Source organism: Sphingobacterium sp. 18053, from assembly GCF_902706145.1.
GTDB lineage: Bacteria > Bacteroidota > Bacteroidia > Sphingobacteriales > Sphingobacteriaceae > Sphingobacterium > Sphingobacterium paramultivorum.
In genome coordinates this window covers 157,919-172,794 of sequence record NZ_CACSJW010000012.1, presented here as the reverse complement: position 1 = coordinate 172,794, position 14,876 = coordinate 157,919, and the positions used below count along the sequence as shown (strand labels likewise).

The 14,876-nt window shown below is 40.5% G+C and carries 8 protein-coding genes; 6 read left to right on the top strand and 2 right to left on the bottom strand.

Annotated features, from left to right (window positions below; translation table 11 throughout):
- Positions 1–93 precede the first annotated feature (93 nt).
- Both GVK91_RS25105 and GVK91_RS25100 read left to right on the top strand, forming a co-directional pair.
- On the top strand, positions 94–1,251 hold the full coding sequence (locus GVK91_RS25105) for an aspartate aminotransferase family protein (protein WP_159731908.1): 1,158 nt from the start codon (positions 94–96) through the stop codon (positions 1,249–1,251).
- A 135-nt stretch (positions 1,252–1,386) separates the two neighbouring features.
- The gene (locus tag GVK91_RS25100; protein ID WP_088160369.1) at positions 1,387–1,800 is read left to right on the top strand and encodes an NUDIX domain-containing protein; all 414 of its coding nucleotides are present in this window, start codon (positions 1,387–1,389) and stop codon (positions 1,798–1,800) included.
- Positions 1,801–1,814: 14 nt separating this feature from the next.
- Here GVK91_RS25100 and GVK91_RS25095 read toward each other — a convergent pair whose 3' ends face one another.
- Together GVK91_RS25095 and GVK91_RS25090 are read right to left on the bottom strand one after the other, a co-directional pair.
- A complete protein-coding gene (locus GVK91_RS25095; protein WP_153847911.1) occupies positions 1,815–2,342 on the bottom strand; it encodes a hypothetical protein in 528 nt (175 codons plus the stop codon).
- A gap of 112 nt (positions 2,343–2,454) precedes the next feature.
- On the bottom strand, positions 2,455–5,628 hold the full coding sequence (locus GVK91_RS25090) for an AsmA-like C-terminal region-containing protein (protein ID WP_159731906.1): 3,174 nt from the start codon (positions 5,626–5,628) through the stop codon (positions 2,455–2,457).
- 129 nt (positions 5,629–5,757) lie between these two features.
- On the opposite strand from GVK91_RS25090, the gene GVK91_RS25085 reads away from it, so the two are divergent.
- The 4 genes from GVK91_RS25085 (at position 5,758) to GVK91_RS25070 (ending at position 14,836) form a co-directional block, all read left to right on the top strand.
- Positions 5,758–7,152 (top strand): sensor histidine kinase, encoded by a 1,395-nt coding sequence (locus tag GVK91_RS25085; protein WP_153847913.1) that lies wholly within the window; start codon positions 5,758–5,760, stop codon positions 7,150–7,152.
- Positions 7,153–7,534: 382 nt separating this feature from the next.
- Positions 7,535–10,138 (top strand): zinc-dependent metalloprotease, encoded by a 2,604-nt coding sequence (locus GVK91_RS25080; protein WP_194932929.1) that lies wholly within the window; start codon positions 7,535–7,537, stop codon positions 10,136–10,138.
- 19 nt (positions 10,139–10,157) lie between these two features.
- A complete protein-coding gene (locus GVK91_RS25075) occupies positions 10,158–13,496 on the top strand; it encodes a SusC/RagA family TonB-linked outer membrane protein (RefSeq protein ID WP_153847914.1) in 3,339 nt (1,112 codons plus the stop codon).
- Between the two features lie 20 nt (positions 13,497–13,516).
- Complete coding sequence (locus GVK91_RS25070; RefSeq protein ID WP_159731904.1) at positions 13,517–14,836, top strand: RagB/SusD family nutrient uptake outer membrane protein; 1,320 nt, start codon at positions 13,517–13,519, stop codon at positions 14,834–14,836.
- Positions 14,837–14,876 lie beyond the last annotated feature (40 nt).

The following is a 14,876-nucleotide window of genomic DNA, read 5'->3' as shown; positions in this document are numbered from 1 at the left end:
GTGTCGGCTGGACTAGTAATAAATAACCATCTTGGACTAGGAATGAAAGGGGATTTAAGTGGATTTTTGAGTTTTACTAATTCTAAGTCATTCATGAAACCATTTCCCGTTTTTGAGAAAGTTGATATTGCGATCGAACGAGCCCTTGGTTGCTTTGTCTATGATAAACAGCAGCAGGCCTATCTAGATCTCTATGGTGGTCATGCCGTTATTTCTGTTGGGCATAGTCATCCGCATGTTGTTGAGCAAACTATACAACAGATGAACAAGATCGGATTTTATTCAAATGCAGTTACAAACGATCTTCAGGATCGTTTGGCCGAACGCTTAGGCAGTGCCTGTGGTTATCCGACGTATGCTATTTTTTACAGTAATTCGGGAGCTGAAGCAAATGAAAATGCACTGAAGTTAGCTTCGTTCCATACGGGAAGGAGGAAAGTATTGGCGATGTCCAATGCGTTTCATGGGAGAACCTCAGCTGCGGTTGCGGCAACGGATATCCAGTCAATTCGTGCACCATTGAATGAAAGTGAACAATTTGTCTTTACACCTTTCAATGAGATCTCCAGTTTGAAAAAACAATTGGAAACGGAAGAATATTGTGCGGTCATTATTGAACCTATTCAAGGTGTCGGGGGAATTCATCGGGCAAGTACTAGTTTCTTACAGGAAGTAAGAGCAATTTGCACGAAAACTGGGACCATGCTTATTTTGGATGAAATTCAATGCGGGTATGGGCGCACGGGACTTTTCTTTGCACATCAGCATGCTGGGATAGAAGCCGATCTAATTACGGTGGCCAAAGGGATTGCAAATGGGCTGCCGATGGGGGCAACAATTATTTCGCCTAAGATAAAGCCGGTCATAGGGCAATTGGGTACTACTTTTGGTGGTAGTCATGTGATCTGCGCGGCAGCTCTGGCTGTACTTGATGTAATTCAAAAGGAGCAATTGATTGATAATGCCGCAGCTGTAGGTGAATTTTTGTTGACAGAATTAAGAAAAATTCATGGCGTGAGTGAAGTTAGGGGGCAAGGTTTGATGATTGGCGTAGAGTTTGAAAACGATATTCGACATCTGCGGGATGTACTTCTGTTTTCTGAAAAGATTTTTACAGGATATGCAGGACGCTATACCCTCCGTCTATTACCGCCGCTGTGTTTTACCATAAATCATGCGGAGACTTTTTTGAAGAGCCTACGGAAGCTTGTGCTCAAAGAGAAACTAGCCTATGATGTTTCGGGATATTGATTAGCCTCTCTATTGATTTTGTGCAAAGTTTTAATGAAGGATTCTCCAAATTAGCTGTCGCGCTTTGATAAATGTCGTAAAAGAAGTAATTTCACATCTAGCGTATTTAATCAGTAATAGCTTATAATACATTTCATGACAACAACAAAATGTTTGCCTACAGCGGGTTTAGTGAGTATTAAGGAAGATAAATTATTATTAGCGTATAGCAACAATAGAAAGGCATGGTATCTGCCGGGTGGAAAGATTGATGCGGGGGAGGAAGCTCTGCAGTCCCTTCGTCGCGAGATTTTAGAGGAGCTAAATATCAATCTGGATCCGGATAAAATATCCTATTATTGCCATGTTACAGCCCCGGCATACGGGCTTGTGCCGGAGGTTATCATGGAACAAGATTGTTTTCTGTATCCATTAACAGAGCAGATCGAACCCAGTAATGAGATTGGCGCCGTTCGTTATTTTTCACACCAAGAGTACCAGGAAGAACCTATCCAGGTCATTGGCGTTTTGCATGTGTTTGACAAGTTGAAGGCTGACGGATTGATTTAAAAACCCTGTCGCTACTAGATTCCGTAGCCTTCATTGAGACAGCTTATACCTTTTGTGTCTTTTAAAGGAATAATTTTCTGGCTTTTGGTATCCATGCGCCATGCCTTGACGATTTTGTCGAAATATTCTTTGCTTTCATCGACCCGGCTAATGGCTATAATTTCACTGTTTGGTTTGTCACCTTGCTTGCAGTTGCATAAGCTGAGCTGCTCGTTGGACTTCAGTTTTTGGATATTGATGGTATCCAAAATCTTGTATTTGACTTTACCTTTGCTATCATCGGGTAACAATTCCTCTAAAATACAAACACCATTTTTGGCATTTGTAAAATAGCCGGCAGCAAAGCGATAGTCCCCATGTGCATTCTTGTCGGTTTCAATAAGTGCGCCAGTTGCGTAGGTATAAGATTTTAATTCAGCAATTTCATTGATCTCACGGAATACTTTCCCATATAAGGGATTTTTCTGGTCGTTAACGGTATTGAAACTGGACCAACTGCAGATGGATAGAACCGCAATGGGTATAATTAGTATGTATCTCATAGTTTTCAACAATTAAAAACGTTATTAAGTTAACAAATATTTCTGTTAACTTAATAACGTTTTTAATTCAGCACTATTGTGTCGACTGAATTTACTAAAACTAATTGAGCGTTTACTTAGCCTGTGTTTCTTGCACTTTTTGAGATTCTTTATATACTTTACTGTCCTCGTCATCCATGTCCATGTCGAGATCCTCTTCTTTGTATTTTCCCATTTTTAAGTGAAAGTTATCTGGAGTGCCCGTAATTCGCATAGGTATCCCAAAGATTCCAAAAGGAGGTAAGCCCAGTCTAAAACCTAGGTTCATACGTCCGTCTAAGGTCACTTGACCTTCAAAGCGAGGCCTGAATCCCATCATTCTCATTTTCGTGCGTTCGATGGTCATCACATTATTTTTGATATGGGATTTAATAACAACTTTTTTTACTTCGCCATCCTTCAATTTTTCTTTGGAAGTAGATTGACTAATTCCATTGAGTAATTTGAAGCCTCTGAACTTAATCTGATTTAGCGTTAAGGATCCCTCGCCGACGATAGAAGGCATTACTGGTTGCATATTGCCATTCAATAGGCCACCCAATTTGTAATCCAACGAAACAAGACCATAAGCATTTTTGGCAGAGCTAACCATTTCTCTGAACATCGGTATCTCTTTGTAAGCGCGTTGAATATCAAAGCTGTCGGCTTTCACAGCATAATCAAAACTTGCTCTACGTGGATTTATGGGACGGTAACTTCCGTTCATATCTACTTTCAGTCCCGCGAGTTCAAAGTTTGTCTTATTCAGTGTCATCTTACCTTCTTTTACCTGTAGGTCCCCTTTGAAATCTTTGATATTCATTTTGTTATATGATATGGCGTTGACAAGCCCTAAGACCTGAACGTCCAAATTTTTGGGGAGAAGAACCACACCGCTTTCGGAGGAGCTTGCTGTTGTAGACGAACTAGGGGCGGCAAAAACCATAAAATCATCCACATTGATTTTCTTGCTGCTGAGTGTAAATTGACCTTTTAGCGGTGCTTGACTACTTGTTGCATAATTAATAATATTGTTGAGGTATCCTTTGATGGAAATATTATTCTTAGCATAGGCAACCAGGAATTTATCGAAATTCATTTTCTCCTGATTAAAACTGAAGTTCCCACTTCTAATTGCAATAGGCTGTGGAAGCATGTCGGACTGAACTTGGATATTTCCAATACTTAACCGGCCGCTATTTTGGAGTCGGTTATAATGACCATTGGTGGCATCGCTCTGTAAGCCTTTTAAACTGAAATCTGTATAGATAAAGCCATCGACATTGGTGCCATCCAATGCAAAGAGTTTATAAATAGGGCCGAGATTGAGCTTACCCTTGGACTGTATGTTGTATTTAATGTTATTGAAGTTCTTGAGGTCTGCATTCAAGAAAAAAGGTTCACCTGCAAATGTAAATGATACCGGTAGAATTTTGATATTCAGATCTCGAAGTGAACCTTTTTCGCTATTGACAAAAGCTTCGACCTGAATATTTTCCATCGGGATAGGATAATCATTTGACTTGATTAACCCATTCTTCATCACGATGGACGTATTGGTTTCGGGAAAAATGTTTCGTTTGAGATCCACATAACCTTTTGCTATGAGGTTGACATCCACCAATCCCGCCAATTCGACTTGTTTAATTGGGTAGAAATTTTTGATATCTGCTAAATTAAATGATGCCTTTAAATCCGAATTGACTGCAATTTTATTAAAATCTGTTATTGAAATAAATCCTTTTATATAGTTGTTAAGTGCCTGAACAGAAATGTCATGGATTGCTATTGATGCACTTTTTAACTGGCCATCGGGATCCTTTGCTTCCAGACGATAAGCAATTTTGTCCAATCCTTGTGGGAGGTTAGCCAATTTGAATTTACCATCTACGAGTGTATTTTTGATATCAAAAGTAGGAATGGATGCGACGTATTCCTGTTCGCGTTTTTGAAGTCCTACCTTACGAATAGCTTTGGCGTATGTTCCGTCGATTTTCGCGTCAAGATTCCATTTCCCACCGAAAGAAAAATCGGGAAACTGTAGCGAGGCATGGAGTTTATCGAGATTAAGATCACTTTTTATGTTGGCATGCACGGTTACAGGGTGTAGTCCAGCTATTTTACCCTGTGCATTGAAAAAGCCTGAAGCAACTTTAAAGTCAAATTGTTTAAGATCAATTTGTAGCGAGTCTGGATTCAGTGCCGGCAAGTCTATCCGTAATTTTGCGTTCCAGTCTGTTAGCGGATTGGTGGATTGTTTATACGCGAGAAAGCCATTGTTGACCATGAGCCCAAGTGAAAGATTAGGCATTTTGTTGTTGTCGACAATATAATCACCTTCTAGATTAACAAAAACCTCAGATGTACCTTTCACGGAGAGGTCCTTGATCCAAGAAGCGTAGCTATTTGGGACTAATGAAAGTAATTCGGCCAGGGTACTTTCCTGTGATTTTAATTTAAAATCAAGGTGATATCCATGGGATATAAATGACAGGAGCCCTCTGAATCGAACCGGTAGCTGGTTAATCTTGATATCGTTTCGTTCAAATACGAATGACAAGTTGTTGGTATTGATACGTGTAAGTAAATTGGCATCAATTGATTTTCGGTCCACATATAGTTCGTTGTCAAAAGAGAAGGAGAAAGATGCAATTTTTGCCCGTGTATTTAAGTCAAATATATTTGACATGAGATCCCCTTTGCCTTCATATTCCAAATCCTTTGCTTCTATCTTAAGCGGAATAGAGCGGTCTTCGTAATGTAGATTGGTTTTTTCCAGTTTAATCAGTTGGAAGGCTAAAGCACTGCTTTCGGAATTGTCTTGTGTTTTTGTGGAATCAGCGGGGCTAGATTTATAAATATTGTAATTGGCATTACCCAGGGAGTCTACCAGGATGTTGATCTTTCCGCTGTTCACGATAAATTTATCGATGACAATTTTGGATTTGAGCAGGCTCATCAAATCCACACCAAAACTTACTTTCTTTGCGGCAATTAGTGTATCGTTCTTAAAAGGTTCGGCACCTTTTAATAAGACATCATCCATCGACGCTGTCAGCAGTGGAAACTGGTCAAAGAAGGTTAATCTCACTTTAGCGTAGTTTAACTCGCCCTTGATATGTTCGTTTACCAGTGATTTGACCTTGCTATTGACTTCATTTTCGAATATATAAGGGATGGATAATATGCTGATAACGAGTAAGACTATGATGCTTGCAAAAACGATAGCGATACGTTTCACAACCTTTATAAATGTAGCTTTTGACACTTTGTAATTTTTTGTGGTTACAAAAGTCAGAAAATTATTATTAATCTCAGTTATATGATGCATTTATTTTGAAAAGAGCTTGGATTATGTCGTTTTTCATTGACAAAAGGCTGGGTTAGAGCCTTTCTTATGAACTTGTTTGCTAAAGCTTTGAAAATTTTGATGTATTTTTGCGCCGTGAAATTTCGATTTAAAAATGCCGAACAGAAAAATAGTATTATCCTGATTGTCTGTTTGTTGTTGTTGCTGCTGGTAGGAGGGGGATTGCTCGGTGTTATCCATCATAAAGTTGATCGTCTTAAGAAAAGAATATTGATCGATTTTGCGGATGAGAATATGTTTCTTGTCAAAAAGCAATTGGAATTGCTACAGCAGGATCTGTACCTTTCTGAAAAAAAAATATTGGAACAACCCACTTTTGATCCAAAGGAAAGTGGTGATTCCTTATTGGTCATTATCCCGGTTGGTCAACCTGATTATATGAGCCATAGGATGCTAACATTGTTACGGACACGAACAATAAATCATCGGTTATATCATATCTATATGGATATCGAAAAGCTGAATGCTTATTTTGCAAAGCTCAATTTCGGAAGGCGGGCTTATTTTGAGATCTATGATGACCGCGGCATCTGTGTGTATTCTCCCGATAATCGAAAGTGGGGAAAGAGAAATACTGCCGCTGTGTCAAAACAGGGGCAAATTGTTCAGTCAGATTTTCTGCAGCTGGACGTGATGGTTAATTCCTATCCCTGTAACATTCTGTTTGTTGGTGGCGAAATCAAGGTGTATGTTCTCTTGTTGAGTATCGAAGAGGAAATTCAGGAATTGTTGACCTATAGTATCTTGCTCGGTGTAGGGTTGATGTTGGTGGCGATGGTATTGATCTATTTTAATGTTATGGAGCGACGCAAGATTCAGCAATTGAAATTGCTGGCCCTGAAGCAGGAAAATGAATATACGCAGATGCGTCTTGTACAATTGCGACAACAGATCAATCCACATTTTCTCTTCAATACATTTGGGTCGCTTCAGTACCTGATCGGAAAAGACGATGAACTGGCTAAGTCTTTTATTGGAAAGATGACCAAGGTTTATCGTAAAATGTTGCGTACAGATGAGGCAGAATGGTCTACACTAGGGGAGGAACTGGAATTGGCCAAAGCCTATTTCTTTTTGCAGCAGGTGCGGTTCGGCGCGGCATTGCAGGATATGGATATAAATATTCCAAGAGAATTATTAGAACAGAAAATTCCACGTTTGGGTTTGCAAATGCTGATTGAGAATGCGATAAAGCATACACGCATTTCGAAAGAGAATCCGCTTACTATTCGTTTAATCTATATACCCGAAACCAACCTGCTGGAGGTTAGCAACAACTGGCAGCCCAGACAGGGAGCAGAGCTTGAAGGTGAGGGGTACGGGCTCAATTATTTGTCATCCATCTATAGTTACTATGCCATGGCAGGTTTTCATTTCGGGATAGCGTCGGGGCAATTTATTGTGCGATTACCACTCGCATAATGCTGTATATGAATAATGAAATTGGAGGTGTCTGCGTATTCATGTTTTTATAGTGCGTGTTCATCACTCTGAACTACGTGTTCATCCCTTTATGTATTATTCTGTACAATATTTTTAACAAATTTGGCTCTTAATCCAGCGGTTTTAGTTTGTGATTAGCCTAATCTTATCCCATAAAATGCCAAGGTCTTTATAAAGTGCAACTTATGATTGACCTCCATGGAATAGATGCAATTACTTTCTGATTCAAAATCCGGAGCTAAAACAGGCTTAGGATCAACAATGGATTTTCGGTTGATGTTACGTCGTCACCAGTGAAAAACAAATAGAATGCCACGAGCTCATTTATGCCTTTGAAAGCGAGCTCAAAAATAATTATTTGATGAAAAACACTTATACTAAGCTAGCCATTGGTCTTTTATTTTCGGCGGGTCTAATGCAATCTTGTTCATTATTGCAAACAGTAGGTTTAAGAAAAAAAGAGACGGTTACTTCTGCCAAAGATTCTACGGCCAAGAAAGATTCTACAGCTGCATACGACAAATTGTTGAAAGATGCGCGTGTGGATAGCGGAATGTTTACTGTGATCCGTAAAGAAAACAACTACTACTTTGAAATTCCATTGAAAAAGATGGGGCAAGATATATTGTTGATCCAAAAGCTATCTTCTGTTCCGTTGGCCTTGAATGAGGCTGGGGTAAACAAAGGGATGAATTATGAAAATAAGGTCATTCGTTTTACCCATCGTAAGGAGAAAAAAGAAGTGTGGGTTTCGGAGATTAAACCGCAGGTCGAAGTACCTAAGGGTGATGCGATTGCGGCTTCAGTTTATGATAACTACCGTCCTTCTTATATCGAATCTTTTAAGATTGAAAGCTATTCAAAAGATTCAAGTGCCGTGGTGATCAAAGTCAATAAAGTATTTGACGGTTCAGAAAAAAGCTTTACGGATGTGTTTACGTCTTTGGGTTTGGGAACTTCACCTAAAACGAGTATATCTACCGTTGAAGACATTAAATCCTATGCGAATAATATCGTTGTGAAGTCTGTATTCTCTACCAAGGTGACTGAAGGTAATGAATCTGTACCGGTTTCTTTAGAAATTACAAGTAACCTTTACGAATTGCCTGAAAATCCTATGGTTGCGCGGTTTGCAGATCCAAGAGTAGGTTTCTTTACTTCACCACGTTGGTATTTTAATGATAAACAACAGGAACTGGATAAGAAAAATCTGGTCAATCGCTGGCGCTTAGAGCCGCGTGACGAAGATAAAGCGCGGTATCTGAAAGGGGAGTTGGTCGAACCAAAGAAACCGATTGTCTTTTATTTAGATCCGGCGACACCAAAACAGTGGCGACAAGCCATCATCGATGGAGTTCATGATTGGCAGGTTGCCTTTGAAGCTGCTGGTTTCAAAAATGCAATTCTGGCCAAACAACAGCCGGATAGTGTCAAATTTGATCCCGATGATGCCAATGTATCCTCGATCGTTTATGCAGCATCTGCTCAGGCTAACGCCATGGGACCTTCAGTGGTCGATCCGCGCTCGGGGGAGATCCTTGAAGCCGATGTGATCTGGTGGCACAACGTCATGACGATTTTAAATAGCTGGATGCGTATACAAACAGGTATAGTAGATACATCGGTACGATCCAATGTGTTTTCGGATGAAAAAATGGCACATGCCATTCGCTTTGTTTCTTCCCATGAAATTGGCCATACTTTGGGTCTTATGCATAACATGGGCTCCTCGGCAAGTTTTCCTGTTGATTCATTGCGTAGCAAAAGCTTCACCGCCAAAATGGGGGGGACTGCTCCTTCAATTATGGATTACGCTCGTTTCAATTATGTGGCACAACCCGAAGATGGTGTGGAACAGATTACTCCCGTGATCGGTGCTTACGACAAGTATGCCATTGGCTGGGCTTACCGTTGGTATGGCAAAACGCAACCTTGGGATGAAATTCCTTTGTTGAGAAAGGAAATTGACAGCCATGTACATGATCCTATTTACCATTACGGTGAACAGCAAGATTCTAAAAATATCGTTGATCCGCGGGCTCAATCGGAAGATCTTGGTGACGACGCGATGAAAGCTGGTGAATATGGCATGCTGAATCTGCGTCGTATGATGCCTAATATTATCAACTGGACCACTAATGTAGGTGATGATTACTACCGTGCCGGTAAATTATATATGGGTGTAGTCGGACAATGGTACGCGTATGCTGACCATGTCTTAAATAATATCGGGGGTATATACCTGGAAAATGCTGTTTTGGGCGATCAAAAAGATGCCTATAGTCCAGTACCAAAAGACAAACAAGTGCGTGCTTTGGAATATCTCAAGAAGAATGTTTTTTACATGCCCGAGTGGTTGTTCGTCCCAGAGCTGATGGCAAAAACTTTTCCATTGAAAGATTCTCCAATAGGACCATTTGAGTATGCTCCTTATAACCTACAACGTGAGTTTCAGTATGCCATGTTGTATAAACTGGTCAACGATGAACGTTTGCTGCGTATGGTTGAGATGGAAAATCTTTTTGGAAGTAGAAAAGCATGGAGTGCACCTGAGTTTCTAACTTCTGTACGTCAGACGATCTTTGCTAAAACCATCAGTGGACAATCGTTGGACCTTAAAACACGGATGCTACAACAAAACTATGTGGATGTTCTGATGGTATCTACCAATAAATCCATGGAGAAATTAAATGCGAAGAAGCTGGCAGGCATTGAGCAACTGGTTGAAGCGACACAACCTGATCTATGTTTACATCCACAACATGCATCCTCTTCACAAGCTGGACTTCGGAATGTACATGTCACTGGCATGATACGTACTTCCGATATGTTGACCTATAAACGTGCTGAACTATATGAGATTTACCAGTTGTTGAAACAAAAGCAGCGGACAGGTGACGCGACTACAAAATCGCATTACATGGATCTTTTACTACGTATTGCAAATACCTTAGAATTAAACTAATATATTAACATCTACCAAAATGAATAAGTTTTTAATACCGTTGACCTTCATGTGTGTGCACGTTGCGCATGCGCAGGAATCCAGGGAACTGAAAGGAAAGGTTTTGGATGCGGTCACGTTAAAACCGGTCGTGGGGGCGACGGTTGTCGTTGAAAGTTCGGCAGTAGCAGAAGATATCGGTGTACCTAATCAGGTGCAGCAGTCGGCATTGGGTTCATTGACCGATGCGGCTGGTGAATTTCGCTTAAAAGTGCCTAGTAATTTAAAATATGTAACGATTAGCTATGTCGGGTACCAGCGTATTCAGGTGCCGGTATTCCAGGATCATAAAACAATCTTGCTGCAGCCAAGTGGTGAATCCTTGGATGAGGTGATCGTAACAGGTTATACGGATATCAAAAAGCGTAAGAATACGACGGCTTACAATAAAATCAATGTAGCAGACATCAAACAGACGGGGGTTGCATCGATCGATGAAATGCTTGCTGGTCAGGTAGCAGGTTTGCAGTTGAGCAATTTTAATGGTGGACCAAATAGTGCACCACAGATCCGTATCCGTGGTACAGTATCACTGAATGGTACACAGGATCCACTATGGGTTATTGACGGATTGCCAATTGAAGGGGCAGAACTACCCAATCGAATTGATAAAGACAATTTGAATAGTCTGAACAATCTTCCGATTGCGGGTATCAATCCCGATGATATCGCCGATATTACCGTTTTAAAAGATGCTGCAGCGACTTCAATCTATGGTGCACGGGCGGCAAATGGCGTGATTGTGATTACCACAAAAAGGGGGAAATCTGGGCCTGCAAAATTGCAGGTGTCAGCAAACACCTTTGTGACGCAACGCCCGGACTTCAGTAACCTCAACCTGATGGATGCCAATGAAAAAGTGGACTTTGAACTATTGATGGCCGACCGAACCGATTTAAATTATCGTACGGATAAGGGGGCGGTTATGCGTATCCTAAACAAAGCAAATGCATTGGATGCTTACCGTTCGGGTGGTTTAGCCGCTTTGTCACCAGAAGTGCAGCAGTCGATAAGTCAATTGCGCGCACAACAGACGGATTGGGGGAAAGAATTATACCGTCAGGCGGTCAACCAGCAGTATTCAGCATCAATTTCAGGCGGTAATGACGGACATCGCTATTATTTGTCCAGTGGTTTTTATGATGAAAAAGGAGCTACAAAAGGAGCTGATCTTCGCCGTTATTCGCTTACCTTAAACAACGACTTTACAATCAACGATCGATTTAAGGCCGGTATTAATTTATTAGGATCGGTTTCAAATAGACAAAATCCAATCCAAGATGATGATGCCTTTACCAATCCCAGCAATTATATGCGTTTGGTTAACCCTTATTTGGCGGTCCGTGACCAGTTCGGTAAATACAATTATGATCCGGATATTGAAGGTTATGAAAAAGATACCTATATTCCTTTCAACGCTATAGAAGAAAGGGAAAATACCAAATATACATTAACGAATAAAGCGCTGAAAGCGATCGGTTATCTGGAATATACCATCCTACCTCAATTATCATTACGCTCCGAATTTGGTTTGCAGTTTGATGAAAATAGTATGGAGAAGTTTGCAGATCAGGAAAGTTATAACACCCGTAAACTGCGGGCTGCGACGCGCTATTATGACTCTGTGACTAAAACATATAAATATTTCTTGCCTACTGGAGGTAAGATCGAAAATTCCAATAACAGTATTTTCCAATATAACTGGAAAACATACTTAAAGTATAACAAAACTTGGAATGACAGACATGAGTTGGAATTGATGGGGGGAACCGAGTTGCGTCGAAGCACAAATAAAGCGGTATCAACCAGAGGATTTGGTTACAATCCGGCGACTTTGACTACCCAGAGCATTGTTTTTCCAAATAGTAACTATCAAACAGATTCAAGATTTCTTCAGTACAAAAAGGGATTTATTGAGAACTCATATGCGTCATTTTATGGGAATGCAACTTATACCTTTGACCGTAAGTACAACGTCAATGGTAGCATTCGTTATGATGGATCGAATATGTTTGGGGTAGATCCACAATATCGTTTCTTACCGATTTGGTCTATTTCTGGATCATGGAATGTGCTAGAAGAAGAGTTTATCAAAGGAAAAACGGCCTTGTCTGATCTTCGTGTACGTGCTTCTTACGGTATCCAAGGGAATGTGGATCGCAATACCTATCCTTTTATCGTAGGTAAATATGGTAATACAACGCTTCTTCCGGGTAACACGGAAGGATCTGTGGTCGTTGACATGCCTGCAAATGATAAACTACGTTGGGAACGTACGCAATCCTATAATGCCGGAATTGATTTGGGCGTATGGAAAAATCGATTAAACATTACTGTCGACTATTATAACAGAAAAAGCACGGATCTTATCGCATATAGTGCGTTGCCTTTGGAAAATGGTTTTCAGAATGTTCAGGTTAATTGGGCGTCAGCACGTAATCAAGGTGTAGAATTAACCATATCCAGCCGTCAGATTCAGACAGATAAGTTTTCTTGGTCAACGGATTTCAATATTGCACACAACAATAATAAATTACTAAAAGTAATCAACAATCCAACGGCCTACGCCCCAGAAACCCAGGCTGGTCGACCAATTAACGGTCTTTATGTATTGGAGACTGCAGGTTTGGACAAAGATGGCGTGATGCAGTTTAGAAATCAGGATGGTTCTGTTGCGAGCATGGAAGAGTTTTATGGCCTTTACGATCCTTGGGCAGATTTCTTACCAGGATACACCTCCCAAACTGACATGTCAGCGGCAACGTATCGCTCCAAGTTTAAATATGCCGGCAGTAAAGATCCTAAATTCATTGGAGGGATGACCAACCGTTTCCGTTATGGACAATTCGATTTGGCCATCTCCGCGGTATTCAATTTAGAACGCTGGGCGAGCCGTACGCCAACTTACAATCCTGCTAAAGTTGATCGTGGACAAAATTACACCAAGGATCTGTTGATGGCGTTACAGGGTAAAACAGCCTTGCCAGCCTTGGGCAGTATAAGTTCCGAATTGAATGAGCGTTGGATGGCTTATGCTTGGATGGAAAGTAACGATCCGATTAATTCGTTTAAACAGTATGATATCTGGGCGAAAAAAATGAGCTATGTCCGCATCAATAGCATTCGTTTAGGCTACACTTTACCGGTTGCAATAAGCAAAAAAATTGGCACAAGTAATCTAAGAGTAAATGTTGAAGGGCGTAATTTATTTGTTTTCGGAACAAATTACGATGGGTATTTTGATCCTGAAACTTATGGTGATTATTATGCGCAGCCAATTAGCAAATCTTTTGCTTTTGGTCTTTCTGCAAGTTTTTAATTCTTTTAATTGATTCATAAATGAAAAAGATAATTTATTTTGGAATGATCATGGCCGCTAGTGCATTGGCTTCCTGCAATAAATATTTAGATATACAACCGGTAGGGACCATTATCCCCAGCTCGGAAAGTGATTTTAGAGGACTGATTACAAGCAGTTATCTAGGCTTTCCAGCGCATAAGTCCTATTTGTCTTTGCGTACAGATGAACTATTGTTGGATGAAAGTTCGACCGATGCTGCTAGAACCAAAGATATCTATCTTTGGAACGATCAAAATCCTGATCCGACAACAATCGCTTATCCCTATTTGGCATTTTACAACAGTATTTTTTATGCCAACCAGGTCATCAGTACCATTGATGAAAAATTAGGAAGTAGTGCCACGGTAGATCAGATTAAAGGCGAAGCTTACCTAATGCGTGCCTATGCTCATTTTGAGTTGTTAAATCTTTACAGCGAGGTCTATTCAGGAAGTAATGCAGGGCTTCGGGGTGTTCCTTTATCGACAAAGATTGACCTGGAACAACGTTTTGTTCCCGCGACCATTGGAGAATCCTATGTACAGATCCTAGCTGACATGGAAAAAGGGACAGCTTTACTGACTGTGGATGATCAGGCAAAAGGAGTTAATTATCGCTTTAGCAAACGCGCTGCTTTTGCCATGGCCTCACGCGTTCATTTATATCGCGGTGAGTGGCAGGAAGCAATTGATGCCGCTAAAAAATCTTTGGCTATAAATGACAAGCTGGTTGATCTGAATGTTGCTGGAAGTCTACTTCCGAATGATTTTGAATCGGCAGAGATGATTATGGCTTTGGAAAAAGTATCTGTTCCTGGCGTACGTACAAGTTCCTTTATTTCACCGGCCTTGTTAGACAGTTATTCTGCAGGCGATTTAAGAAAAGGCCGTTACTTCCAAAAAAGTGGTGGTGATTATGTATCTCTCAAAGGTGGTGAAAATCGTTTTAACGTGAGTTTTAGAAATGCTGATCTTTATTTGACGATGGCCGAATGTTATGTTCGTCTGGGAAATACTGCAGAGGCATTAAAATATCTGTCTGCTTTAAAGAAAAATAGATTCACAGCAGATGCCTATGCCAAAGAAACTAAGGTTGACGCAGGTTTGTCAACAGCACAGTTACTGGATGCGGTTTTACTGGAGCGTAAGCGTGAACTGGCGCTAGAGGGATTACGTTGGTATGATCTAAAACGGACGACACGCCCTGCGATCACGCACAGTAGTTTCGGTAGAACGGTAACCCTGCAGCAGAACGATCCTCGTTATGTGATACGCTATCCACAGGAAGCAATCAATAATAATCCCGATCTGTTAAAATAATCGATTTTTTTAAAATCCTATATATATTAATCCATTTTCT